We start from the raw sequence: 24,575 nt of genomic DNA, 5'->3' as shown, positions 1-24,575 counted from the left end.
GCCCCTTTTCTTTTCCCATCAACCGCCCTACTTCAGCGGCGTCTCCCGTACAAAGCCCACCGGCTGGGTTCTACCGATGAAGGCTTCGCCCTTGCGGGCCCGGGCGCTGAGGAAGATTTGCACGTCCTTGGGCGTCACGGACATCTGGGTTTCCTTGCCGGTCTTGGAGATGCAGCGGATCTGCAGGGTCTCGTCGGAGGCGGCCACGGCCACGGCGGCCAGGGTGTCGCCTTCGTTGAGTTTCATCAGGATGACGCCACGGCCGCCCCGGGGCAGTTCGTTCACGTCGGCGATGGGGAACACCAGCAGGCGGCCGCCGCTGCTGATGGCGAGCAGGGTTTCGTGGCTGTCGAAGGTCCATGGCGAGAGAATGGTGTCGCCCGGCTCGACGCTGATGAACTGCTTGCCGGCCTTGTTGCGGCCGAGCATGTCGCCGATGCGGCAGGTGAAGCCGTAGCCGCTGGAAACGGCCAGCAGCACCCGCTGTTCGGCGTTGCCGCAGACCATCTGGGCCACCTTGGCGCCGCTGGGGATGGTGATGAGGGTGGCCACCGGCACGCCGTCGCCGCGCCCGCCGGGCAGGCTGGAGACGGGCACGGTGCAGGCCCGGCCATCGGTGAGCAGCACCACCACGTTGTCCACGGTGCGGCATTCCTGGGCGGCGAAGAGGCGGTCCCCTTCCTTGAAGCCGACGGTGGAAAGGTCGAGGCCGTGGCCCTGGCGGGTGCGCATCCAGCCCTTTTCGGAGAGCAGCACGGTGACAGGTTCATTGACCACCACCTGGGCCACGGCGGCCCGCTCGGCGGCTTCCACCACGGTGCGGCGCTCGTCGCCGTATTTCTTGGTGTCGGCCTTGATCTCGCTGATGATCAGGCTCTTCATGGCCTTGTCGTCGGCCAGGAGGTTTTCCAGGCCGGCCTTCTCTTCCCGCAGCTCGGCCAGTTCCTGCTCGATCTTGATGCCTTCGAGGCGGGCCAGCTGGCGCAGGCGGATTTCCAGGATGTCTTCGGCCTGGCGGTCGGAGAGGTTGAAGCGGGCGATCAGCGCCGCCTTGGGCTCGTCCGACTCGCGGATGAGGTGGATCACTTCGTCGATGTTGAGGAAGACGATGTGCCGGCCTTCCAGGATGTGGATGCGGTCGTTCACCTTGCCCAGGCGGTGCTCGGTGCGGCGGCGCACGGTGTCGAAGCGGAAGGCGATCCACTCGGCCAGCAGGTCCTTCAGGGTCTTCTGCCGCGGCCGGCCGTCCAGGCCGATGGCCACCATGTTGATGGGGGCCGAGGATTCCATGGAGGTGTGGGCCAACAGGATGTTCATGAACTCGTTCGCATCCTGGCGGCTGGAACGGGGTTCGAACACCAGGCGCACCGGGTGCTGCTTGTCGGATTCGTCCCGGGCCTTTTCCAGCACCGAGAGGATCAGCTGCTTGGTCTGGGTCTGTTCCTGGGTCAGGGTCTTCTTGCCGGTCTTGACCTTGGGATTGGTCAGGTCCTCGATCTCTTCCAGGATCTTCTGGTTGGAGGCGGAGGGCGGCAGTTCATAGACCACCAGCTGCCACTGGCCCCGGGCCAGTTCTTCCACCTTCCAGCGGGCGCGCACCTTGAGGGAGCCGCGGCCGGTCTCGTAGGCGTTGCGGATGTCGGCGGGGGTGGAAATGATCTGGCCGCCGCCGGGGAAGTCCGGCGCCGGGATGTATTCCATGAGGTCGGCCACGGACAGTTCGGGCTTCCTGATCAGGGCGATGGCCGCTTCGGAGACTTCCCGCAGGTTGTGGCTGGGCATTTCCGTGGCCATGCCGACGGCAATACCGGAGGCGCCGTTGAGCAGCAGCATGGGCAGGCGGGCCGGCAACAGGGCCGGTTCCTGGAAGGCGCCGTCGTAGTTGGGCTGGAAATCCACGGTGCCCATGTCCAGCTCGCCGAGCAGCAGCTGGGCGATGGGGGTGAGGCGGCATTCCGTGTAACGCATGGCGGCGGCGGTGTCGCCGTCCCGGGAACCGAAGTTGCCGATGCCGTCCACCAGGGGGTAGCGCAGGGAGAAATCCTGGGCGACGCGGACGATGGCTTCATAGACGGAGGAATCGCCGTGGGGGTGGTATTTACCGATGACGTCGCCCACCACCCGGGCGGACTTCACCGGCTTGGCGCCGCTGGTCAGGCCCAGCTCGTTCATGGCGTAGAGGATGCGGCGCTGCACCGGCTTCTGGCCGTCGCAGACATCGGGCAGGGCCCGGCCCTTGACCACGCTGACGGCGTATTCCAGATAGGCCCGCTCGGCAAAGAGGGCCAGGGGGGCCGAATCGGCGTCCGTCGGCAGGGGCGGCAGGGGGGCCAGGTTGTTGCCGCCACCGCTGCCCCCGGAGGCAGCAGCCACGGGCATGTCCGCATCGGCATCGCCAGCATCGCCGCTGGATGCGGCTTCCAGGGCACCGTCCATTTGCGCGGCCTGTTCGATCAGGTGTTCGGCCACGGCCTCGGCCTGGGCCACTTCGGCGGCAGTCGCCTTGTTGTCGTCGGCGGCGAAGAGATCGCCGCTCAGGCTGTCGTTGTTATGCTCGTTCTTGTGGGTCATGGTCAGATATCCGCCTCGACTTCGTTACCGTGCACTTCCAGCCATTCGCGGCGGGAGCTGGCTTCGCCCTTGCCCATGAGCATGTTCATCTTGGCGATGGTCTCTTCCATGGGGTAGTCGCCGAATTCCACCCGCACCAGACGGCGGGTGTCCGGGTTGAGGGTGGTGTCCCACAGCTGTTCGCTGGACATTTCGCCCAGGCCCTTGAAGCGGGAGATGGAGAGGGCTTCGAGCTTGATGCCTTCCTTGACCAGCTTGTCCTTCACCGCTTCCAGCTCGTTCTCGTCCAGGGCGTAGATCTTGCGCGGCGGCCGGTTCTTGCCCTGGCCCGGCACGTCCACCCGGAACAGGGGCGGCTTGGCGACGTAGATGTTGCCGTTGGCGATGAGCTTGGGGAAATGGCGGAAGAACAGGGTCAGGAGCAGACACTGGATGTGGCTGCCGTCCACGTCCGCGTCGGACATGATGATGACCTTGCCGTAGCGCAGGCCGTCGATGCTGGTGTCGCTTTCCAGGGTGTGGTGGTCCACACCGATGGCCACGGCGATGTTGTGGATTTCCACGTTGGCGTAGAGCCGGTCCGGCTCCACTTCCCAGCTGTTCTGCACCTTGCCGCGCAGGGGCAGGAGGGCCTGGAATTCCTTGTCCCGGCCCTGCTTGGCGGAACCGCCGGCGGAATCGCCTTCCACCAGGAACAGCTCGTTGCGCTCGATGTCGTCGGATTCGCAGTCGGTGAGCTTGCCCGGCAGCACGGCGACGCCGCTGCCCTTCTTCTTTTCCACCTTCTGGGCGGAACGCTGGCGGCTCTGGGCCTGCTTGATGGAAAGCTCGGCCAGCTTCTTGCCGTATTCCACGTGCTCGTTGAGCCACAGCTCGAAGGTGTCGCGGAACATGGCGCTGACCAGCTTCACCGCGTCCCGGGAATTGAGGCGGTCCTTGGTCTGGCCCTGGAAGCTGGGGTCCAGGATGCGGGCGGAAAGGAGGAAGCTGGCGCGGCCGAAAACGTCTTCCGGCAGCAGCTTGACGCCCTTGGGCAGCAGGCTGTGCATGTCCACGAAGCTCTTCACGGCCTGGAAGATGCCGTCCCGCAGGCCCGATTCGTGGGTGCCGCCGCCGGGGGTGGGAATCAGGTTCACATAGGATTCCCGGGCCAGGGCGCCCTCTTCCGTCCAGGCGATGGCCCAGGCGGCGCCCTCGCCCTCGGCGAAACCGTCGCCGTTGGTCGGCTTGCCGGCGTATTTCTCGCCGACGATCATGGGGATCACCAGGTCGGTGCCGTCCAGCAGTTCGGCCAGGTAGCCGCGCATGCCGTCCTTGTAGGCCCATTCCTTGGTCTCGCCGCTGCGCTCGATGTGCAGGGTGACGGCAACGCCGGGCAGCAGCACGGCCTTGGAGCGCAGGATGTGCTCCAGCTCGCCCATGGGGATGGTGGGGGAATCGAAATACTTGGCGTCGGGCCAGGCGCGCACCCGGGTGCCGCTGGCCTTCTTCGGCGCATCGCCGATGCGGGCCAGGGGCTCCACCACGTCGCCGGCAGCGAAGACCAGGCGGTGCATGCCACCTTCCCGGGCCACTTCCACCTCGAGGCGGGTGGACAGGGCGTTGGTGACGGAAACGCCGACCCCGTGCAGGCCGCCGGAGAAGCTGTAGGCGCCGCCGGCGCCCTTGTTGAACTTGCCGCCCGCGTGCAGGCGGGTGAACACCACTTCCACCGTCGGCGCATTTTCCACCGGGTGCAATTCCACCGGAATGCCGCGGCCGTTGTCGGCCACGGAAATGGAGCCATCCACATGGACGGTGACCAGGATGCTCTTGGCGAAACCGGCAATGGCTTCGTCCGCCGCGTTGTCGATGACTTCCTGGATGATGTGCAGGGGATTTTCGGTCCGGGTGTACATGCCCGGGCGCTGCTTCACCGGTTCCAGGCCCTTGAGGACCGTGATCGACGAAGCGTTGTAATCGGAAGGATTGCTCATGGTGCTTTTTTTCCCCGTTTCGGGCAAAGCGGCAAAAACGCCGCGACAGGCTAAACAAAACGGGCGTCAGATTACCAAATTCGGGCCGGCAACGCCCATCCTGCTTGTATGACAGGCGGGCCGTCCACCGGCCCCGGCGCGGCGCCCCGGCCTTGCCGGATCATATTTAATCGTTGAAAAACAAGGGCCATTGCTGAAAACGGGGGTTTGCGTCCGATAATTCCCCGACTATTGCGGTGCAGCGATAAAATTGGCGCCAGGCAGCCGTTCCAGCGCCAGCCAAGAAGTCCGGCCCCGCCCCACCTGCGGCAAGGGCAGCGGCCAGACAGCGGAAAGCGATCCAGCCCTTGAATCCCCACACCTTCCCCGTTCGCCTCCAGACCCTTCTCCTCGACTACTGGCAACGCCTGCGCCGCCTCGGCTGGCGCGGCGTGCTGCTGCTCCTGGCCCTGCCGCCGGCCCTGCTGCTGGCCTATACCCTGCTGCTGATCCCCTTCACCCCGGGCATCAGCGACCTGCGCAAGGCTAAGCAGGAGCAGCCGGCCCGCATCCTCAGCGCCGACGGCAAGGAACTGGCCGTGTTCAAGCGGGCCAACCGGGAATGGGTGAAGCTGGCCCAGGTGTCGCCCCGGGTGGTGGAGGCCCTCATCGCCACCGAGGACCACCGCTTCTACCAGCACCACGGCATCGACTGGCGCCGCACCGCCGGCGCCGCCCTCAACACCTTTTCCGGCGACCGCCAGGGCGGCTCCACCCTGACCCAGCAGCTGGCCCGCAATCTCTACCCGGACGAGATCGGCCGGGCCCCCACCCTGACGCGCAAGCTGAAAGAGGCCATCACCGCCCTCAAGATCGAGGCCCTGTATACCAAGGAGGAAATCCTCGAGACCTACCTGAATACAGTGCCCTTCCTCTACAACGCCTACGGCATCGAAATGGCGGCCCGCACCTATTTCGACACCTCCGCCGGCAACCTGGACGTGCTGCAGAGCGCCACCCTGGTGGGCATGCTCAAGGGCAACAGCTATTACAACCCGGTGCTCAACCCGGAACGGGCGGTGCAGCGGCGCAACACGGTGCTGGCCCAGATGGTGAAGCGGGAGCGACTCTCCCCGGCCCAGTTCGACGGCCTGAAGAAAAAGCCCCTGCGCCTGGACTTCGAGCGCCAGAGCGAGCCGGAAGGCCCGGCCCCCCACTTCGCACAGCAGCTGCGCAAATGGCTCATCGCCTGGGCCGACGACCATGGCTACAACGCCTACGCCGACGGCCTGGTGGTGTACACCACCCTGGATTCCCGCCTGCAGGCCTGGGCCAACCAGGCCGTGGCGCGCCAGGGCTACGTGCTGCAGAACCAGGCCGATGCGGCCTGGAACCGACGCGGCGGCTGGAACGCCGCCAATCCCCTGGTGCGCACCCTGGTGGGTGAAACGCCGGAATACCGCAGCGCCATCACCGCCGGCCTGAGCCAGGAGGAGGCACTGAAGAAACTCCTCGCCGACAAGCCCTTCATGGCCGCCCTGCGCCAGCAGAAGACCCGCATCCAGGCCGGTTTCCTCGCCCTGGACCCGCGCAACGGCCAGGTCCGGGCCTGGGTCGGCAGCCGGGATTTCAGCCAGGACGCCTTCGACCACGTGCAGCAGGCCAAGCGCCAGCCCGGCTCCACCTTCAAGCCCTTTGTCTATGGCGCCGCCTTCCTGCGGGGCGCCCAGCCCGGCGACAGCCGCATGGACCAGGCCGTGGAAATCCCCCTGGCCGGCGGCGAAATCTGGCGCCCCGCCGACCACGAGCCGCCCAGCAACCAGCCTATTACTCTGGCCTCCGCCCTAGCCCTGTCGAAAAACACCGTCACCGCCCAGCTGATGCAGGAAGTGGGCGCGGTACGGGTCGCCCGCCTGGCCCAGGCCATGGGCATCCGCCAGAGCCGGCTGGAAACGGTGCCCTCCCTGGCCCTGGGCACCAGCCCGGTGAGCCTCCGGGAAATGGTCGCCGCCTACGGCACCATCGCCAACGGCGGCGGCTACCTGGAGCCGGTGCTGGTGAGCCGCATCGAAAACGGCAAGGGCAAGATCCTGGCCGAATTCGCCCCGGCGGACCCGGAACCGGCCCTGCCACCCAAGGTGGCCTACACCCTGGTGGACACCATGCGCGGCGTCATCGACCGGGGTACCGGCAGCGCCATCCGCAGCCGCTTCGGCATCCGCGCCGACGTGGCCGGCAAGACCGGCACCACCCAGGACAACACGGATGGCTGGTTCATCCTCATGCACCCCCAGCTGGTGGCTGGCGCCTGGGTCGGATTCAACGATGCCCGCATCACCCTGCGCAGCGACTACTGGGGCCAGGGCGCCCACAGCGCCCTGCCCATGGTGGGCGATTTCTTCCAGCAGGCCCTACGCTCGCGCCAGATCGACGCCAAGGCCCGCTTCGCCGAACCCGAGGACAGCAACCTGTTCACCCGCGTCCTTGCCTGGGGCCGGGACTGGTTAACCCAACTGCTGGCCCCCGCGCCGGAAGCGCCCCCGCCCCACAGCTCCCGCCGCGCCCCCGCCCCGACCAGCCCGCCGCCGCAACCCGAGCCCCTGCCCGTCGAACCGCCCCCGGCCCCCCCGCCGGAAGAGGCCAACCGCTACGGCGAACCGGGCTTCAATCCCCTGGCCCCGCCGCCGCCCAGTGCCCCGACACCCAGCACTCCGGTGGAAGGCCAGTAGATCTGTCCATCCAAATCAATTCCTGGGCTGCAAAAACCACCGGCTGAAGTCTTTTCCGAGGCTGTCCCTGGGGCGGGATGGCTACGATTCCCCTGCAGCAGAGAAGACGAGTCTGAAGCGCGTATCGAAGACAGCACCCGGTGGCTGCAGATGGGCCACATCACAGGCTCTCGCCGGTGGGATTTCCACCGGCGCATGAATCGACGAACTGCGCCAGACTCCCCCAGCGAAGGACCGGACTAGATGGTCACAATTGCCCACCCTTGGTGTAGCTCTTGACCCTTTTGATATACGGTTCGCATCCAGCCAGATTGCCGCTGAACTCCCAATCCTTGATGACCTTGTCCTCCCCCACAACCAATTTGATGGTGCAGTTATAGCTAACAGGTACCAATTGAGATGAGGTTGTGGTTCCAAAAACCGGCGTGCGTCCTACATATCCAGTCGTAGTCGCCGTTTGGGGCATAAAAACTGCTGAATTCCGGCTTTCTCCCCAGTAATAGACCGTGTCCCCGGAAAACTCCTGCTTACTGTTCGGATAGCCGAGAGCACTGAATGCTTCCTTCTCATGTCGTCCTACCAAGGCATTGAGACCATCCTCAAGCTGACCAAAGGTTGCGCAACCAGACAGGGCGACTGCAGCGACAACGATAGCGAGGTTTTTTTTCATAGGCTTTTTCCTCTCCAGGTTCAACGAGGGGGCAGATTCTACGAAAACCTTTTTGCCACGGGCAAGCCTCCGGACAACATGAAAAACAACGTAGGTCTCCTGCTGCCGGAGCAAGGAAATGGGCTTGTCGCCCACGACCTCGAGAAACGTGGCCATAGAGGTAGCATCCTTCGTTAGCTCCATGACCTTGCTCTAAGGACACCTCTCGACAAACTCGCCTACCCGCCAGGATCACGGAACTGGTTGCGGCTTGGTTGGAGCGAGGGAGCGGCCCCCTTGGCCTGCGTTATGGCTGCTCCCCACAGAGAAGTAGCGGGCATACCCAGCAGAAAGCTCCGCGAAAAACTTGGCCAATGCAAAGCTCTTGGTACCGATGGCAAGGCTCTTCTCGGCAACGAAGGTTTCGGCAACCCGGACGAAACAGTAGTAGGAAACACCGACAGCCGGCACGGAGCAGGCAGGGGGATGATGACGAAAGGGGAAAACCGGGGGACGAGTCTGAGGTCGCAAAGGACATCGACAGGACTAGCGGAGATGGGGCTTTTTGCCAGAGCAGAAGGCAAAAAGCAAAAAAGCCGCCAAAAGGCAGCTTTTTGTTCTTCGTCACACCGTCGTTTTCCAGAGATTTCTGGTGGGTGGTACAGGGATTGAACCTGTGACCCCTGCCGTGTGAAGGCAGTGCTCTACCGCTGAGCTAACCACCCGGTGCGTCGAAGAGGTGCGCATTAGACCACAACAATTTCGGGTGGTCAAACGTTTTTGAAAAAAACATCTTTTCTCCCCCGGAGCGCCCGCTGCCGGGACCGGCGTCCATGGCATCCATTACAATAGCCTTCTTTTGTTCAACGCCAGACACCCACCATGATCCGTACCCGTTTCGCCCCCAGCCCCACCGGTTATCTGCACATCGGCGGCGCCCGCACCGCCCTCTTCTCCTGGGCCTACGCCCGCCGCCACGGGGGCAAGTTCGTGCTGCGCATCGAGGATACGGACGTGGCCCGTTCCACCCCGGAAGCCGTGCAGGCCATCATCGACGGCATGAACTGGCTCGGCCTGGAGCACGACGAAGGCCCCTTCTACCAGATGCAGCGCATCTACCGGTACAAGGAAGTGATCCAGCAGATGCTGGAAGCCGGCACCGCCTACCACTGCTACACCTCCCCCGAAGAACTGGAACAGATCCGCGAAGCCCAGCGGGCCAAGGGCGAAAAGCCCCGCTACGACGGCCGCTGGCGCCCGGAGCCGGGCAAGACCCTGCCCACCCCGCCTTCCGGCATCCAGCCGGTGGTGCGCTTCAAGAACCCGGTGGACGGCGTGGTGACCTGGGACGACCTGGTCAAGGGCCGCATCGAGATCAGCAACAGCGAGCTGGACGACTTCATCATCGCCCGGGCCGACGGCACCCCCACCTATAACTTCTGCGTGGTGGTGGACGACTGGGACATGGGCATCACCCAGGTCATCCGCGGCGATGACCACGTGAACAACACCCCGCGCCAGATCAATGTGCTGCAGGCCCTGGGCGCCAGCGTGCCCCAGTACGCCCACCTTTCCATGATCCTGGGCGACGACGGCCAGAAGCTGTCCAAGCGCCATGGCGCCGTTTCCGTCATGCAGTACGACGAGGACGGCTATCTGCCGGAAGCGGTGCTCAACTACCTGGGCCGCCTGGGCTGGTCCCATGGCGACGACGAAGTGTTCTCCATGGAACAGTTCTGCCAGTGGTTCGATCTGGACCACATCACCCCGTCGGCCGCCCAGTTCAATACGGAAAAGCTGAACTGGCTCAACGCCCACTACATCAAGCAGGCCGACAACGGCCGCCTGGCCGACCTGGTGCGCCCGCGCCTGGCGGCCCGGGGCATCACGCCGGCGCCGGTGCCGGCCCTGGAATCCATCATCGCCCTCTACAAGGAACGGGTGCATACCCTGAATGAGCTGGCGGATGCGGCCGAGGTGTTCTACATCGACATCCACCCCAACGCCGAACTGCTGGCCCAGCACCTCAGCGAGGAAGCCAAGCCGGCCCTGGCCGACTTCATTGCCGGCGTCCAGGGCGTCAATTGGGAAGCGCCGGCCATCGGCGCCCTGATCAAGGAGACCGTGGCCAAACACGGCCTGAAGATGCCCAAGCTGGCCATGCCCCTGCGGGTGCTGCTCACCGGTCAGGCCCAGACCCCGTCCGTGGATGCAGTGGTGGCCCTGTTCCCCCGGGAAAAGGTGCTGGCACGACTGGCCGCAGCAAAAATTTAAAAAAAGTTGGCGAAGAGGGTTTACAAGCTAAAAAACGCTCCCTATAATTCGGCCTTCTTTCGCGGCGGGGGTATAGCTCAGCTGGGAGAGCGCTTGCATGGCATGCAAGAGGTCCGCGGTTCGATCCCGCGTACCTCCACCATACAAATGCGAAAGATACCTAGGGTCCCCATCGTCTAGAGGCCTAGGACACCGCCCTTTCACGGCGATAACCGGGGTTCGAATCCCCGTGGGGACGCCACCTACAGCAGGGCTTGCTGATCGACAAAATCAGCAAGCCCTAAGTTTTGTAAGCGGCACCAGTTTTACCGTTGCAAGCTTCAGAAGTTCGGAGTGGTAGTTCAGTTGGTTAGAATACCGGCCTGTCACGCCGGGGGTCGCGGGTTCGAGTCCCGTCCACTCCGCCAGCTAAAAGCAAAAAGCCAGCAGAAATGCTGGCTTTTTGCTTTTCAGCCCTCCCCTTGTCACCCCCGACCGCCCTACGAGCCTTTCCCCATCAGGCCCACAGCCCGTCAAAGAGTACGCGGCAAGAGACAAAACAGGGACTTATCCAGGTGAATGGCGATTTTCTTAAAAAAAATCACAAAAGGGCTTTACAACCCCAAAAACGCTCCCTATAATTCGGTCTTCTTTCGCGGCGGGGGTATAGCTCAGCTGGGAGAGCGCTTGCATGGCATGCAAGAGGTCCGCGGTTCGATCCCGCGTACCTCCACCATACAAATGCGAAAGATACCTAGGGTCCCCATCGTCTAGAGGCCTAGGACACCGCCCTTTCACGGCGATAACCGGGGTTCGAATCCCCGTGGGGACGCCACAGATTCAAGTGGTACCGGCAGCATCGGTAGCGCAGTACAGAGTTAAAGCAGTTTGGAGTGGTAGTTCAGTTGGTTAGAATACCGGCCTGTCACGCCGGGGGTCGCGGGTTCGAGTCCCGTCCACTCCGCCAACAAAATAGAAAAAACCGGCCCTGGGCCGGTTTTTTCGTTTCCAGCCCCCATTTCCTCATATCTCCGGGAATCCGCCATGGACACAGCCGCCACCCTGGATGCCGTTGCCGAAGAACTGGCAGAGGCCCGCCGCGTCCTTTTCATCACCGGCGCCGGCATCTCCGCCGACTCGGGACTGCCCACCTACCGGGGCGTCGGCGGACTCTACGAGGAGGACCTGACGGCGGAAGGCTTCTCCATCGAAGAGGCGCTGTCAGGCCCCATGCTGCACCAGCATCCCCAGATCACCTGGAAATACCTGGCCCAGATCGAGCGCACCTGCCGCGACGCCCGCCCCAACCGGGCCCACCAGGTCATCGCCGATCTGGAACGGCGCGGCACCGCGGTCACCGTCTTCACCCAGAACATCGATGGTCTGCACCGCCAGGCCGGCTCTTCCGACGTCATCGAGATCCACGGTCGCCTGCATCATCTGCACTGCACCCGCTGCAGTTACGAGGTGGAAGTGGACAGCTTCTCCGATCTGGAACTGCCGCCGGCCTGCCCCCGCTGTAACGCCCTGGTACGGCCCCGGGTGGTGCTTTTCGGCGAATCCCTGCCGCAGATGGAAATGGAACAGCTGCTCCGCACCCTGGATGCCGGCCCCGACATGGTCTTTTCCATCGGCACTTCCAGCCTCTTTCCCTATGTGGCCGAACCGGTGCTGTGGGCCAGCGAGCAGGGCATCACCACGGTGGAGATCAATCCGGGCACCACGCCCGTCAGCCCCTTCGCCGACCACCACATCACCCAGGGGGCTGCCGCCACCCTGGAGGCCCTGTGGCAACGCCTCCGGTAAAGACCGTACGTCATTCCAACGGCCTGGATTTTTTACCTTTGGCAGCGGATATCCCCTTCTTTTCATAGGGTATAATTCCGCGATTAGGTCATCCTGAAACGTCGTGCCCGACGCCCGGCCCGCCTGCCGTGCCGGCCCTCGGGAATCCCCCCGCCTGGCGGGGAACAGCAGACAAAGAGAATCTATGACGCTCGACGACACGCTAGGCTGCACCCTCCGCTTCATCCGGCAACTCCATCGTTCCCTCCCGGCCCTGGCCTGCGGCGCCCTCTTCGCCGCCACTCCCGCCCAGGCCAACGACCAGCCCCTGACGCTTTCCTTCGCGCCCAGCCTGCAGTCCATGGTGCCGTCCCGCACCGAACTGTCCGCCCGCCCCGAAGCCAGCCCGGTCCAGAACGATGGCAGCCTGCCGGTGGAGGAGATCGCGCCGATCCCCCAGTTACCCCGCACCATCGACCTCACCGCCTCCCCCGACAACCTATGGGAACGCATCCGCAACGGCTTCGGCATGCCGAACCTGAACAACGACCTGGTGCTGACCCACCAGCAGTGGTACATGAACCGGCCCGATTACGTGCGACGCATGGTCGAACGCAGCCGCCGCTACATGTTCCACATCGTCGAGGCCATCGAGAAGCGCGGCATGCCCATGGAACTGGCCCTGCTGCCCATGGTGGAAAGCGCCTACAACCCCATGGCCTATTCCCGCAGCCACGCTTCCGGCCTGTGGCAGTTCATTCCCTCCACCGGCAAGAACTTCAAGCTGGAACAGAACTGGTGGGTGGACGACCGGCGCGACATCATCGCCTCCACCTCCGCCGCCCTGGACTATCTGCAGACCATCTACGAGATGCACGGCGACTGGCAGCTGGCCCTGGCTTCCTACAACTGGGGCGAAGGCGCCGTCGGCCGGGCCATCGCCAAGAACCGGGCCAAGGGTCTGCCGACAGATTACGAAAACCTGACCATGCCGGCGGAAACCCGCAACTACGTGCCCAAGCTGCAGGCCCTCAAGAACATCCTCTCCAACCCCCGCCTGCTGGCCCAGTTGGACCTGCCCCAGATTCCCAACCAGCCCTACTTCGCCGCCGTGGCCAAGCCGGCCGACATGGACGTGAAGGTGGCGGCCAAGCTGGCGGAAATGCCGGTGGATGAATTCGTCGCCCTCAACCCGGCCCATAACCGCCCGGTGATCAAGGCCGACCGTCCCCTGGTGCTGCCGGCGGAAAAGGTGGAGCGCTTCCGCGCCAACCTGGAAAACAACGAAGCCCCCCTCTCCTCCTGGACCTCCTACACCCTCAAGGCCGGGGAAAAGCTGGACAAGGTGGCAGCCCGCCTGGGCGTCTCCGTAGCCCACCTGAAGACGGTGAACGGCCTGCCGCCCAAGGCCAAGGTAGGCGCCGGCACCACCCTGCTGGTCCCGGCCCGGGACGGCATCGAAGGCGACCTCGCCGTCGCCTCCTTCACCCCGCCGGCAGCCGAAACCGCACCCGCCCGCAGCGACGCCCGCGCTGATTCCCGTGCCGACTCCCGCAACGAACCCCGGGCCCAGCCGGCCAAGTTCCACGTGGTCAAGAAAGGCGACACCCTCTTCTCCATCGCCCGCCGCTACGACGTTTCCGTGGACGAGCTGAAGCGCTGGAACAAGCTGGGCCGCAACATGGCCGCCGGCACCAAGCTCACCGTGGCCCCCGCCGTCGCTGCTCCCGCTGCTGCCGCCAAGACCACGGTGGCCAGCGCCCCGGCCAACGGCCGCGTCAGCGCCACCCTGGAAGGCAAGAACCTCAAGCTGAGCAAGAACGACAAGGCCCCGGCCAATGCCAAGGCCGCTGCCGCCAAGGCCAAGGTGGCCCGCTACACCATCCGCAAGGGCGACACCCTGGCCGGCATCGCCAAGAAGTTCAAGGTGGAAGCGGACGACATCAAGCGCTGGAACAAGGTGGCTCCGGGCAACCTGAAACCGGGCCAGACCATCACCATCCAGCTGGCCCAGAACGACTGAGGCCGAAGGACGACGGATAAAGGCGCCTGCGGGCGCCTTTTCTTTTGGCCGACGGGGCGCGGCAAGGATTTTCCGCCTTCCGCCACCTTTCCCCGACGGCTACGTTGTGGCGCGCCTAAGCTGCCGCCACCTGCAGGTGCAGCCCTACACCGTCATCTCCAGTGCTTCAAGTACGGATATCCCCGCTCCGGCGGGATTGCGGCGGGGCGTAGAATTCAAGCCTTCGCCGCCGTCCCTGCCGGCGCCGGGCCGCGCCTGGCCGCCCCGGAACCCGGCCTCCACTCGCTGACCATGACCCCCACGTCTTCCACCGCTGCAGCCGCCGATAACGGAGGGCTGCAAGCCGGCACTCCCGCCTTCCGTCGCGCCAACCTGGCCCTGGCCACCGGCGGCTTCACCTGCTTCGCCCTGCTTTACGGCACCCAGCCGGTGCTGCCCCAGCTCACCCACGAGTTTGGCATCTCCCCGGCCAGCGCCAGTTTCAGCGTCGCCGCCGGCACCCTTTCCATGGCCCTGCTGCTCATTCCCCTGAGCCTCATCGCCGACCGCTATGGCCGGGAACGGCTGATGCGCCTGGGGCTGCTGGGGGCCGCCTTGTTCGCCTGCGCCTCCGCCTTCATGCCGGACTTCCACCTGCTGGTGCTGTGCCGGGCCCTGCTGGGCGCCTGCATTGCCGGGGTACCCGCCGCCGCCATGGCCTACCTGGGGGAAGAGATCGCCCCCCACGCCCGAGGCCGGGCCATGGGCCTCTACATCGCCGCCAACGCCCTGGGCGGCATGTCCGGGCGCTTTCTCTCGGCCCTGGTGACGGGCTGGTGGGACTGGCGCCACGGCCTGGGAGCCCTGGGCCTGCTGGGGCTGCTGGCGGCCTTCACCTTCTGGCGCCTGCTGCCGCCGGCCCAACACTTCAGGCCCCGCTCCCTGAAGCCCCGCCTGCTGCTGGCGGACGTGGGCCGCATCTACGCCGACCCGGGCCTGCCCTGGCTGTTCGTCACCGCCTTCCTCATCATGGGCAGCTTCGTCGGCATCTACAACTACCTGGGCTTCCGCCTCAGCCTGCCGCCCTACGGCCTGGGCCCGGCGGCCATCGGCGCCATCTTTCTGCTCTACGCCGTGGGCAGCGCCTCCTCGGCCCTGGCCGGCCACCTGGCGGACCGCATCGGACGCAGCCGCATCGTGCTGCTGATGAGCCTGACCATGGCCGCCGGCATCGGCCTCACCCTAGCCGCGGCCCTGCCCCTGATCATCCTCGGCCTGGCCGTGTTCACCTTCGGCTATTTCGCCGTGCATGCGGTGGCCAGCGGCTGGGTGGGACGCCGGGCCGGGCCGCGGCGGGGGCTGGTCTCCGCCCTGTACCTGTCCAGCTATTACCTGGGCGGCAGCGTCATCGGCAGCGCCACGGGCTGGCCCTGGATCCATGGCGGCTGGCCGGGAGTGGTGGCCACCCTGCTGGCCTGCGTGGCGGTGGTGCTGGGCATCGCCCTCTCCCTGCGGCGCCTGGGAGACGGCTAAGGAACCCGGAAAAAACCCAGGCCGCAAAGGCAGAAGGGACGCCACTTTCCACCATGGCACGGTGGAGAATGGCGTCCCTTCTGCCTTGCAGGGGTGCTTGTTTTGCGGCTAGTCCGCCGGATAGAGATGGCAGCGCACCACCACGCCGCCGGCCTGGGTGCTGGGGGCCGGATACTCCTGGCGGCAGCGCTCGCTGGCCTGGGCGCAGCGGGGATGGAAATGGCAGCCCTGGGGCGGCCGCGCCGGGGACGGCGTTTCGCCGGGCAGGCGCACCATTTCCCGCTGCCCCGCCAGGCGGGGCTCGGGCACGGCCGAGAGCAGGGCCCGGGTATAGGGATGGCAGGGAGCCGCCAGCACCTGCTGCACCGGCCCCTGCTCGACGATGCGGCCCAGGTACATCACCGCCACGTCGTGGGCCAGGTATTCCACCACGGCGAAGTTGTGGGTGATGAAAAGATAGGCCAGCCCCAGTTCCTCCTGCAGGCGGCGCAGCAGGTTGAGAATCTGGGCCTGCACGGAAACGTCCAGGGCCGAGGTGGGCTCGTCGCACACCAGCAGTTCGGGCTGCACCGCCAGGGCCCGGGCGATGGCGATGCGCTGGCGCTGGCCGCCGGAAAATTCGTGGGGATAGCGGCCCAGAGCCTCCGCCGGCAGGCCCACCGATTCCAGCAGGGCGGCCAGGGCCGCCCGCCGTTCGTCCCGGCTGGCGGCCACCCGCAAGGCGGTCATGCCTTCCTCGATGATCTCCCCCACGGTGAGGCGGGGGTTGAGGGAGGCAAAGGGGTCCTGGAACACCATCTGCATGCGCCGGCGCAGGGGCTTCAGTTCCCGCTCCGGCAGACCCAGCAGCTCCCGACCATCGAGCCGCACCGAGCCGGTGGCCGGCAGCAGGCGCAGCACGGCCTTGCCGGCGGTGGTCTTGCCGCAGCCGGATTCGCCCACCAGGGCCAGGGTACGGCCCCGCTGCAGTTCCAGGGACACCCCGTCCACCGCCTTGACGTGGCCCACGGTGCGCTTGAAGAGGCCCTTGCGGATGGGGAAATGGACCTTCAGTTCGCCCACGGCCAGCAGGTTTTCCCGGGCGGCGTCGGCGGCAGCGGCAGCAGCCGGTGGCGCGGCGGGCAGGTCCGGCAGGCGCTGCTCGCCACCCGGCAGCTGCTGGGCCACCCAATGGCAGCGCACCTGATGACCTGCTTCAAGCTCTGTCCAGCCCGGGCTTTCCAGCCGGCAGCGGTCCATGGCCACCGGGCAGCGGGGGGCGAAGCGGCAGCCGGCGGGCATGGCGGCCAGGCCCGGCACCTGGCCGGGAATGGTGGCCAGCTGGGCGCCCCGCTGGCCCAGGTCCGGCAGGGCAGCGAAGAGCTTTTGCGTATAGGGGTGGCGCGGGCTGGCGAAAAACTCCTGGCGGGGGGCCGTCTCGACGATTTCGCCGGCGTACATGACGCCGACCCGGTGGGCGCTGCGGGCCACCACGCCCAGGTCGTGGGTGATGAGCAGCATGCCCATGGCCCGTTCCGCCTGCAGCCTGGCCAGCAGGTCGAGAATCTGGGCCTGGATGGTCACGTCCAGGGCCGTGGTCGGCTCGTCGGCGATGAGCAGGCGCGGCTCCCCGGCCAGGGCGATGGCGATCATGGCCCGCTGCTTCATGCCGCCGGAGAGCTGGAAGGGATATTCCTCCAGCCGCCGCTCCGGGTCGGCGATGCCGACGGCGGTGAGCAGGGCCAGGGCTTCCCGGCGGGCCGCCTCGCCCTTCATGCCCCGGTGCCGTTCCAGGGATTCGCCGATCTGGCGGCCGATGGTCAGCACCGGATTGAGGCTGGTGGCCGGCTCCTGGAAGATCATGGCGGCGGCGCTGCCGCGGCGGTCGCGCATGGCCGCTTCGGGCAGGGCCAGGATTTCCTCCCCTTCCAGCCACACCTCGCCGCCCTGGATGCGCCCGGCGTTGGGCAGCAGGCGCAACAGGGCCAGGGCGGTGGCGGACTTGCCGCAGCCGGATTCGCCGAGCAGGGCGAAGGTCTCGCCGGGGGCCACGGCGAAGGAGACGCCGTCCACGGCGGTGAGCACCCGGCCGCCGGCGAGGAAGCCGGCCTTGAGGTTGCGGACGGAAAGCAGGTCGGACATCAGGCGGCCCTCGGATCGAAAGCGTCCCGCACCACGTCGGCGAAGAGGTTGGCGGCCAGGACCAGGATGAACATGAAAACGAAGGCGGCGGCCAGGGACCACCACACCATGGGCTCCCGGGCCAGTTCCATGCGGGCGTTGTTGATCAACGACCCAAAGCTGACCATGGTCGGATCAACTCCAATTTCCAAATATGAAAGAACAGCCTCAGTCATCACTAGAGAGGAAAAGTCCATGACCAAGGCAATCAGCACGATGTGCATGACGTTGGGCAGGATGTGACGCAGCAGGATGCGCCAGGAGGAAACGCCGAAGGACTGAGCCGCCTGGATGTACTCGAGTTGGGACAGCTTCAGGGCCTCGCCCCGCAGCAGGCGGGCCAGGCCGGTCCAGCTGGTCATGCCGAGGATGAAGCAGAGGGCCAAGAGGCGCAGGTCGGCCCGCTCGGCGGCGGTGGCGAACCACTCCGGATGGGTGTCGATCACCACCTGCATCATCAGCACGGCAGCAGCGATGAGCAGCACACTCGGGATGGAGTTCAGGGTGGAATATAGATACTGGATCAGGTCATCCACCCAACCGCGAAAATAGCCAGCAGAGATACCTAGCAATACGCCAATAGGAAGAGTTACAAGGGTAGTGACCAAACCGATAACAAGTGAGGTACGGATACTCTTCAAGACCAAATAGAGGATATCCTGACCCACCTTATCGGTACCCAGTACATGGTATTCCGGTGCCAGGGCCAGCAGGGGCGTGAGCAGCAGGAAGAGGCCGGCCAGGGTCAGCAGCAAGGCATCCCAGGCCGGCGCCGTACTGGTGGGCGGCCGCCACCACAGGTCCCGCCAGGACTGCCGGAAGGAACACTGCCGGCGCCGGGCCAGACGGCCGACGAGAAAAATCGCCAGCCCCCCCCACAGCAGGGCCGCCAGGCCGTACCCCTGCAGCAGGCGCCGGGCCACGTCGCCGGCCCAGGCGGATTCCTCCGTTCCCAGGTGGGCGCCGCCGAACTTGAGGCGGGGAAAGTCCCGCTGCTGCACCAGGCTGCCGTCGGGCTGGCGGACTTCCTGCATTTCCTTGGCGTAGGCCCGGGTCGCCAGGGGCGCCGAATAGGTCTTTTCCACCTGGGTGCGCAGAGGCGTCAGGAGGGCGTCCAGGAGCGAAAGGACTTCAACCCCGTAGGCCGGGGCCGCCGCAACGCCGCCACCCTGGCCGTTCTGCGGGGCATCGGCCAGGCGGGGCCGGTAATGGGCGGAGTCCAGCAGACCCACTGCCACGAACAACGCCAGTACTGCCAGAGAGGCCATGCCGGTACGGCTGTGCAGCACCCGGCCCCAGGCGGCGCGCAGGGGCGGCGTGCGGGCCACGCCCCAGGCCAGCAGGCCAAGGGCCGCCACCAGCAGCCAGATGACCAGGTCGGACCAGAGAAAGACGGGAAGGAAGGCCATGTCAGTCGAAGCGAATCCGCGGGTCCGCCAGGGTGTAGGAAATGTCGGTCAGGATCAGGCCGGCGATGTACAGCACGGAGCCGATGAAGACCATCGAACGCACTACGGCAAAGTCCTGACTCTTGATGGCATCAATGGTGTAACTACCTAATCCGGGAATGCCAAAAAAAGCTTCTGTAATTAGTGCGCCGAGAAACAATGACGGAATCACCACCACCACCCCGGTGAGGATGGGGATCATGGCGTTGCGCAGCACGTGGCGGAACATCACGGCGCTCTCCGAGAGGCCCTTGGCCCGGGCGGTGCGCACGTAGTCCTTGCCCATTTCCTCAAGGAAGATGGTGCGGTACCAGCGGGCGCTGCTGCCGATGCCGGCGACGACGCCGATGGCCACCGGCAGGAGCAGGAATTTCCAGGCGTCCAGGCCCTCCACGTAACCGGAGATGGGCACCAGCCGCCACACCTTGGAGATGAGCCACTGGCCGCCGATGATGTAGAACAGGCCGGAGATGGACATCATGGCGACGCAGGCGACGACGCCCCAGAAATCCAGGGCCGTGGCGCGGAAAAAGGCCAGCAGCAGGGCCAGGGAAACGGTCACCAGCAGGCCCAGGATGAAGGTGGGGATGGCGATGGCCAGGGAGGGCCCCATGCGGGTGCGGATTTCGGTGGCGATGTCGCGGCCGTCCTCCGCCGCGCCGAAGTCGCCGACGAAGAGCCGGACCGACTTGGTGAAGAAAATGGTGCGGGTCGCCTTTTCCAGGCCGGCGGCCTCGCCGTTCCAGAAGAGGGGCGCATCGTAGCCCCGCTCCGCCTTCCACTTGGCGATGGCTTCCGGGGTCACCCGTTTCACGCCCAGCTGCATGCGCGCCATGTCGTCCGGCGTATTGACGACGAAGAAGAGGGCGAAGGTGAGCAGGTTCACCCCGATGAGAATGGGGATGGCGTAGAGGAGGCGACGCAGGAGGTAGGCAAGCATGACCCCGCGACTATACCAAGGCCGCCCCGCCCCTGACCACCAAAGCGCTTTGCCCGGACCCGGCGCCGGCCCTAGAATGGCGGCCGGTTTGCCTTCTTTTGCTCCTGCCAGAGTCCCACCCGAGTCCAGCCCATGACCCCCATGCCCTCCCCTCCTCCCCACGTCGCCGTCATCGGCGGCGGCCCGGCCGGGCTCATGGCGGCGGAAGTGCTGGCCCGGGACGGCGCCCAGGTCACCGTCTACGAAGCCATGCCCTCGGTGGGACGCAAGTTCCTCATGGCCGGCAAGGGCGGCATGAACATCACCCACAGCGAGGACTTCGCCGCCTTCCAGGAACGCTACGGCAGCGCCCGGGAACGGCTGGCGCCCCTGCTGCAGGAATTCGGCCCGGAGGCCCTGCGGGCCTGGATTCACGGCCTGGGCATCGACACCTTCGTCGGTACCTCGGGCCGGGTCTTCCCCACCGAGATGAAGGCGGCCCCCCTGCTGCGGGCCTGGCTGCACCGGCTGCGCCAGGACGGCGTCGCCTTCCAGGTGCGGCACCGTTGGCTCGGCTGGAGCGCCGACGGCGCCCTGCACTTTGCCACGCCGGCAGGGGAAATTGAAGTGAAGCCCGCCGCCACGGTGCTGGCCCTGGGCGGCGGCAGCTGGGCCAAGCTGGGCTCGGACGGCGCCTGGGTGCCCACCCTGACCCGGGCCGGCATTGCCGTGGCGCCCCTGCGGCCGGCCAACTGCGGCTTCGATGCTGCCTGGAGCACCCACTTCCGCGAACACTTCGCCGGCCAGCCGGTGAAACCGGTGGTGGCCGCCTGCAGCGGCCCCGACGGCCGGGCCTGGCGCCGCCAGGGGGAATTCGTGGTCAGTGCCGACGGTGTCGAGGGCGGCCTCATCTACGCCCTCTCCGCCCCCCTGCGGGACCTCATCGAGCGGGACGGCAGCGCCACCCTGAGCCTGGACCTGCTGCCCGGCCACAGCGCCGAGCGGGTGCTGGCCGAGGTGCGCCGCCCCCGGGGCTCCCGCTCCCTCTCCAGCCACCTGCAAAGCCGCCTGGGCCTGAAGGGGGTGAAGATGGGCCTGCTGCGGGAATGCCTGGACAAGGAGCGCTTCCAGGACGAGACCGCCCTGGCCGCCGCCATCAAGGCCCTGCCCCTGCGGCTGCTGGCGCCCCGCCCCCTGGACGAAGCCATCAGCAGCGCCGGCGGCGTGGGCCTGGAGGAGCTGGACGAGCAGCTCATGCTGCGGCAGCGGCCCGGCCTCTTCTGCGCCGGCGAAATGCTGGACTGGGAGGCACCCACTGGCGGCTATCTGCTCACCGCCTGCTTCTGCACCGGCCGAAAAGCTGGCATGGGAGCCGGGCAATGGTTAAAGTTGAGGCAACGGGCGGCCAGCACAACAACATAAGGGCCGCCCCAACGCCAGACGCCGCTCCCGGCCGCCCCTGCGCCATTTCCGGGAGCCTCCCGTCGCCATCAAGGAGGGACTTATGCTGCACGAAGATGTCGAACAGTTCGGGAATTTCCTGTTCACCCTGGAATGGCTGCTGGAAGTCTCCGCCCGCTACGACAGCAATATCCACTTCCACCTGGTGCATGTCGACTTCGGCTCCCCCCACATCCTGGGCGAGACCTACGGCGCCCAGGCGGCCAGCCTCAAGCTGCACGAAGTCCAGGACGCCCTCGGCCAGACCCTGCGCAAGACCGACCTGGTGGCCCGGCACGGCGTCGATTTCTGGATCATCATGCCCAGCGACCCCAGCATCGACCCCCTCTCCACCCGCCTGCGGGAGATCATCGAGGTCGCCTCCCAGTGCGGCCTGGAGATCGTGGGCCGGGACATTTCCTTCTTCTCCCTGAAACAGGGCCATCCGGAACTGGGCCTCAACTGTTCCGGCATGGATTTTCTCGCCTACCTCAAGCACAACCACAGCCGCCTGGCCCTGCACGAGCTGGAATTGCCGGCCCAGAACTGAAAAAGGGCGCCGCCGGCGCCCTTTTCCTTCCGCCTCACCGCTTCAGGTGGTGGCGATCACGTAGCGGCCGCGGCCGCTTTCCTTGGCCCGGTACATGGCCTGATCCGCCTGCAGCAACAGGGTATTGGCGGCGCTCTCGCCGTCACCCAGCGCGATACCGATGGAAACCCCGAGACGGCAGCTCTGATCCTGGACCGGGAACGGCTCCGCCAGGGCTTCGATGCACTTGGCGGCGACCCGGGCCGCGGCCTGCTCCGCCTGGCTATCCAGATCGCCCATGAGGATGACGAATTCGTCGCCGCCGACCCGGGCCAGGGTGTCGCTGGCCCGCACGCAGCCGCTGAGGCGGCCGGCCACCAGGCGCAGCACCTCGTCCCCGGCCTCGTGACCCAGGCTGTCGTTGATCGGCTTGAAGCCGTCCAGGTCGAGGAACAGCAGGGCGATGCGGCTGCCCTTGCGCTGGGCGAGGACCCGGGCCTGGCTCAGGCGGTCGGCCAGCAGCATGCGGTTGGGCAGGCCGGTGAGGGCGTCGTGGTGCGCCGCCTGGGCCAGGGCCGCCTGGCTCTCGCTGAGCTTGCGCAGGAGCCGGTTGAAGGCGGCGGTGAGATGGCCCACCTCGTCGTTGCGCAGCACCGGCAGGGGTTCCAGGGGGCACTCGCCGCGGGTCATGCGGTCGGCGTGCTCCGCCGTGCGCCGCAGGGGGCGGAAGACGTGGGCCAGGCCCAGGGAAGCCAGCACCAGAAAGACCAGGGACACCACCACGCTGTTGCGCAGGATGTACTGCTGCACCCGGGTCACCGGCTCGAAGGCTTCCGCGGTGGGCAGGCGGGCCACCACGAACCACTCGGCGCTGGGCACGGAAACGATGGCCACCGCCTCTTCCACGCCCTTGGCGTTGACGGTGATGCCGGTGCCCCGATAGCCGGCCATGGCCCGGTCGTGCAGGGGATTGACGCCGGCCGGCGGCGTCGGCTTGAGCACCAGTTCCGGCTCGGTGGCGGCGACGAAGACCCGGTCCCGCGGAGAGATGAGAAGGAAGCCGCCGCTGCGGCCGATCCGGCTCTGCAGCAGCAGGTTGAGGAAGCCCGGGGTGGCCAGGGGCGTCAGGCCCACCAGGGCGGCCTGCACCCGGCCCTGCTCGTCCCGCACCGGGGCCGCCATGGGCAGCACCGGCTCCCGGTCCAGCCAGTCCGGCGCCGGCCGGCCCAGGCTGGCTTCGCCGGCCAGGGCGGCCTGCACATATTCCCGATCCGCCAGGTTGATCCTGGCCTGCAAGGGGCGCTCGGGGAAATCGGCCAGGATGGCACCCCGGGAATCCACCAGCAGCAGCCCCTGGTTGAACAGGGGATGCAGTTCATGCCGCTCCTGCAGCCAGGCCCGCAACTGCCGGGGCTGGCCCAGCAACTGCCGGGGCAGGCTGGCCGCCAGGCGCTGCAGCAGGTCGCGCCGCTCGACCAGCTTGCTATCCACGTCCCGGGCCACATAGCTGGCCAGGGCCTGCTGCTGGGACGCCACCACCTTGTCCAGATCCTCGCGCAGGAACTGGCTGAGGATGAAATAACGGGCCGTCGTGCCGACGACCACGATCCCCAGCCCCAGGAGCAGGATGCGCAGGATGATGCTGTGGGAAAGCTGGCGCAGTCTCATGGTGCCCATCATAGCGGAAGGCGGCGGACCGCAATCTGACTTGAAGTCCCCATCAGGTTGCCGCCGCCGCAAAACGGCGGCGTCCCCAGCGGTTCAGCCAGAGGGAGACGAGGATGACGCTGCCGCCCAGAGCGATGCGTTGCAGGTCCGCATCCCGGTTCCAGATCAGCAGATTGACCACCAGCCCCAGGGGCACGTGCAGCTCGTTCATCACCGCCAGGGTGCCGCCGTCCACCCGGGTGCTGCCCTTGACCCACCAGAACATGCCCAGGGCCGTGGCGAACAGGCCCATCCACAGCAGCACGCCCCACTGTACGGCAGTCGCGGGCAGCCGGGCCGGATTGCCGAAGATGAGGAAGGACGGCAGGGCCAGCACCAGGGCGCCGAGGAAGAAATGGCCGAAACAGCGGGACAGGGGAAACTGCAGCGGATAGCGGGCCAGCAGGTGACGGCACAGCACCTGCCCGGCGGCAAAGGTGGCGTTGGCCAGCTGCAGCAGCAGGAAGCCCGCCAGGTATTCGCCCGCCACCGGCTGGAAGCGGATCACCACCCCGCCCCCCACCGCCACCAGGGCGGCCACCAGGGCCCAGGGATTGAAGCGCCGGGCCAGGGCGTCGTCGAGCATGGTGACGTAGATGGGGGTGAGCACGGTGAACAGCAGCACCTCGGGCACCGTCAGCACGGTGAAGCTGCGGTAGAGACAGAGGTAGGTGACGCCGAACTGCAGGGCCCCGGCCAGCCACAGCCCGGCCACCAGGCGCCCGGGCAGGCCGCGCCAGCGGGTGAAGGGAATGAACACCAGGGCGGCGATGGCCACCCGCACCAGCACGGCGAAATCGCTGTCCACCCGCCCCGCCAGGTATTCGCCGATGAGGCTGAAGGAAAAGGCCCAGAGCAGGTTGACGGTGATCAGGTAAGGCATGGGAGAAAACGA

At 66.5% G+C, this 24,575-nt stretch carries 15 protein-coding genes and 7 tRNA genes; 13 read left to right on the top strand and 9 right to left on the bottom strand.

Features of this window, described 5'->3' with window-relative positions:
- Positions 1 to 27: 27 nt before the first annotated feature.
- Together parC and ACLSSQ_RS08175 are read right to left on the bottom strand one after the other, a co-directional pair.
- The gene (parC, locus tag ACLSSQ_RS08180; RefSeq protein ID WP_014237812.1) at positions 28 to 2,571 is read right to left on the bottom strand and encodes a DNA topoisomerase IV subunit A; all 2,544 of its coding nucleotides are present in this window, start codon (positions 2,569 to 2,571) and stop codon (positions 28 to 30) included.
- Positions 2,572 to 2,573: 2 nt separating this feature from the next.
- Positions 2,574 to 4,547: a DNA topoisomerase IV subunit B gene (locus tag ACLSSQ_RS08175; protein WP_014237813.1), complete on the bottom strand. Its 1,974-nt coding sequence runs from the start codon at positions 4,545 to 4,547 to the stop codon at positions 2,574 to 2,576.
- 347 nt (positions 4,548 to 4,894) lie between these two features.
- On the opposite strand from ACLSSQ_RS08175, the gene ACLSSQ_RS08170 reads away from it, so the two are divergent.
- Entirely contained in the window at positions 4,895 to 7,255 is a 2,361-nt protein-coding gene (locus tag ACLSSQ_RS08170; RefSeq protein WP_416244261.1) for a penicillin-binding protein 1A, read from the top strand.
- Between the two features lie 247 nt (positions 7,256 to 7,502).
- Here ACLSSQ_RS08170 and ACLSSQ_RS08165 read toward each other — a convergent pair whose 3' ends face one another.
- Together ACLSSQ_RS08165 and ACLSSQ_RS08160 are read right to left on the bottom strand one after the other, a co-directional pair.
- Positions 7,503 to 8,081 (bottom strand): hypothetical protein, encoded by a 579-nt coding sequence (locus ACLSSQ_RS08165; protein WP_287874836.1) that lies wholly within the window; start codon positions 8,079 to 8,081, stop codon positions 7,503 to 7,505.
- A gap of 473 nt (positions 8,082 to 8,554) precedes the next feature.
- Positions 8,555 to 8,629, bottom strand: a tRNA-Val gene (locus tag ACLSSQ_RS08160).
- 157 nt (positions 8,630 to 8,786) lie between these two features.
- Here ACLSSQ_RS08160 and gltX point away from each other — a divergent pair.
- The 10 genes from gltX to ACLSSQ_RS08110 all read left to right on the top strand — a co-directional run bounded on the left by gltX (position 8,787) and on the right by ACLSSQ_RS08110 (position 15,477).
- A complete protein-coding gene (gene gltX, locus ACLSSQ_RS08155) occupies positions 8,787 to 10,178 on the top strand; it encodes a glutamate--tRNA ligase (RefSeq protein WP_014237815.1) in 1,392 nt (463 codons plus the stop codon).
- A gap of 66 nt (positions 10,179 to 10,244) precedes the next feature.
- A tRNA-Ala gene (locus ACLSSQ_RS08150) sits at positions 10,245 to 10,320 on the top strand.
- 23 nt (positions 10,321 to 10,343) lie between these two features.
- A tRNA-Glu gene (locus ACLSSQ_RS08145) sits at positions 10,344 to 10,419 on the top strand.
- 89 nt (positions 10,420 to 10,508) lie between these two features.
- A tRNA-Asp gene (locus ACLSSQ_RS08140) sits at positions 10,509 to 10,585 on the top strand.
- 232 nt (positions 10,586 to 10,817) lie between these two features.
- Positions 10,818 to 10,893, top strand: a tRNA-Ala gene (locus ACLSSQ_RS08135).
- A 23-nt stretch (positions 10,894 to 10,916) separates the two neighbouring features.
- Positions 10,917 to 10,992: transfer RNA gene (locus ACLSSQ_RS08130), tRNA-Glu, on the top strand.
- Between the two features lie 55 nt (positions 10,993 to 11,047).
- A tRNA-Asp gene (locus ACLSSQ_RS08125) sits at positions 11,048 to 11,124 on the top strand.
- 77 nt (positions 11,125 to 11,201) lie between these two features.
- A complete protein-coding gene (locus tag ACLSSQ_RS08120; protein ID WP_014237816.1) occupies positions 11,202 to 11,963 on the top strand; it encodes an SIR2 family NAD-dependent protein deacylase in 762 nt (253 codons plus the stop codon).
- A 184-nt stretch (positions 11,964 to 12,147) separates the two neighbouring features.
- Positions 12,148 to 13,965, top strand: a complete 1,818-nt coding sequence (locus ACLSSQ_RS08115) for a lytic transglycosylase (protein ID WP_014237817.1) — start codon at positions 12,148 to 12,150, stop codon at positions 13,963 to 13,965.
- A gap of 291 nt (positions 13,966 to 14,256) precedes the next feature.
- Positions 14,257 to 15,477, top strand: a complete 1,221-nt coding sequence (locus tag ACLSSQ_RS08110; RefSeq protein WP_014237818.1) for an MFS transporter — start codon at positions 14,257 to 14,259, stop codon at positions 15,475 to 15,477.
- 108 nt (positions 15,478 to 15,585) lie between these two features.
- Here ACLSSQ_RS08110 and ACLSSQ_RS08105 read toward each other — a convergent pair whose 3' ends face one another.
- From ACLSSQ_RS08105 to ACLSSQ_RS08095, 3 genes are read right to left on the bottom strand one after another with little or no spacing between them, the layout of a single operon-like run.
- A complete protein-coding gene (locus tag ACLSSQ_RS08105; RefSeq protein WP_014237819.1) occupies positions 15,586 to 17,598 on the bottom strand; it encodes a dipeptide ABC transporter ATP-binding protein in 2,013 nt (670 codons plus the stop codon).
- A complete protein-coding gene (locus ACLSSQ_RS08100; protein ID WP_014237820.1) occupies positions 17,598 to 19,046 on the bottom strand; it encodes an ABC transporter permease in 1,449 nt (482 codons plus the stop codon). The genes ACLSSQ_RS08105 and ACLSSQ_RS08100 overlap by 1 nt, the downstream gene beginning before the upstream one ends.
- Position 19,047: 1 nt before the next feature.
- A complete protein-coding gene (locus ACLSSQ_RS08095; protein WP_416244260.1) occupies positions 19,048 to 20,025 on the bottom strand; it encodes an ABC transporter permease in 978 nt (325 codons plus the stop codon).
- A gap of 132 nt (positions 20,026 to 20,157) precedes the next feature.
- On the opposite strand from ACLSSQ_RS08095, the gene ACLSSQ_RS08090 reads away from it, so the two are divergent.
- Both ACLSSQ_RS08090 and ACLSSQ_RS08085 read left to right on the top strand, forming a co-directional pair.
- A complete protein-coding gene (locus tag ACLSSQ_RS08090) occupies positions 20,158 to 21,426 on the top strand; it encodes a TIGR03862 family flavoprotein (RefSeq protein WP_416244259.1) in 1,269 nt (422 codons plus the stop codon).
- Positions 21,427 to 21,508: 82 nt separating this feature from the next.
- Positions 21,509 to 21,994: a diguanylate cyclase gene (locus tag ACLSSQ_RS08085; protein WP_014237823.1), complete on the top strand. Its 486-nt coding sequence runs from the start codon at positions 21,509 to 21,511 to the stop codon at positions 21,992 to 21,994.
- A 42-nt stretch (positions 21,995 to 22,036) separates the two neighbouring features.
- Here the strand turns inward: ACLSSQ_RS08085 and ACLSSQ_RS08080 are convergent, their stop codons facing one another.
- Together ACLSSQ_RS08080 and ACLSSQ_RS08075 are read right to left on the bottom strand one after the other, a co-directional pair.
- On the bottom strand, positions 22,037 to 23,641 hold the full coding sequence (locus ACLSSQ_RS08080; RefSeq protein WP_043799383.1) for a diguanylate cyclase domain-containing protein: 1,605 nt from the start codon (positions 23,639 to 23,641) through the stop codon (positions 22,037 to 22,039).
- Between the two features lie 52 nt (positions 23,642 to 23,693).
- Positions 23,694 to 24,563 carry an EamA family transporter gene (locus tag ACLSSQ_RS08075; RefSeq protein ID WP_416244258.1) on the bottom strand — a complete coding sequence of 290 codons (870 nt, stop codon included), beginning with the start codon at positions 24,561 to 24,563 and terminating at the stop codon, positions 23,694 to 23,696.
- Positions 24,564 to 24,575 lie beyond the last annotated feature (12 nt).

This window comes from Azospira sp. APE16, from assembly GCF_047901315.1.
GTDB lineage: Bacteria > Pseudomonadota > Gammaproteobacteria > Burkholderiales > Rhodocyclaceae > Azospira > Azospira oryzae.
This window is presented reverse-complemented; position numbering and strand designations above follow the sequence as displayed.

Coding starts and splice junctions, on each gene's coding strand:
- gltX (WP_014237815.1), top strand. CDS start 8,787: ATGATCCGTACCCGTTTCGCCCCCAGCCCCACCGGTTATCTGCACATC.
- ACLSSQ_RS08105 (WP_014237819.1), bottom strand. CDS start 17,598: ATGTCCGACCTGCTTTCCGTCCGCAACCTCAAGGCCGGCTTCCTCGCC.
- ACLSSQ_RS08110 (WP_014237818.1), top strand. CDS start 14,257: ATGACCCCCACGTCTTCCACCGCTGCAGCCGCCGATAACGGAGGGCTG.
- ACLSSQ_RS08115 (WP_014237817.1), top strand. CDS start 12,148: ATGACGCTCGACGACACGCTAGGCTGCACCCTCCGCTTCATCCGGCAA.
- ACLSSQ_RS08165 (WP_287874836.1), bottom strand. CDS start 8,081: ATGGCCACGTTTCTCGAGGTCGTGGGCGACAAGCCCATTTCCTTGCTC.
- ACLSSQ_RS08120 (WP_014237816.1), top strand. CDS start 11,202: ATGGACACAGCCGCCACCCTGGATGCCGTTGCCGAAGAACTGGCAGAG.
- ACLSSQ_RS08090 (WP_416244259.1), top strand. CDS start 20,158: ATGACCCCCATGCCCTCCCCTCCTCCCCACGTCGCCGTCATCGGCGGC.
- ACLSSQ_RS08095 (WP_416244260.1), bottom strand. CDS start 20,025: ATGCTTGCCTACCTCCTGCGTCGCCTCCTCTACGCCATCCCCATTCTC.
- ACLSSQ_RS08080 (WP_043799383.1), bottom strand. CDS start 23,641: ATGAGACTGCGCCAGCTTTCCCACAGCATCATCCTGCGCATCCTGCTC.
- ACLSSQ_RS08085 (WP_014237823.1), top strand. CDS start 21,509: ATGCTGCACGAAGATGTCGAACAGTTCGGGAATTTCCTGTTCACCCTG.
- ACLSSQ_RS08075 (WP_416244258.1), bottom strand. CDS start 24,563: ATGCCTTACCTGATCACCGTCAACCTGCTCTGGGCCTTTTCCTTCAGC.
- parC (WP_014237812.1), bottom strand. CDS start 2,571: ATGACCCACAAGAACGAGCATAACAACGACAGCCTGAGCGGCGATCTC.
- ACLSSQ_RS08175 (WP_014237813.1), bottom strand. CDS start 4,547: ATGAGCAATCCTTCCGATTACAACGCTTCGTCGATCACGGTCCTCAAG.
- ACLSSQ_RS08100 (WP_014237820.1), bottom strand. CDS start 19,046: ATGGCCTTCCTTCCCGTCTTTCTCTGGTCCGACCTGGTCATCTGGCTG.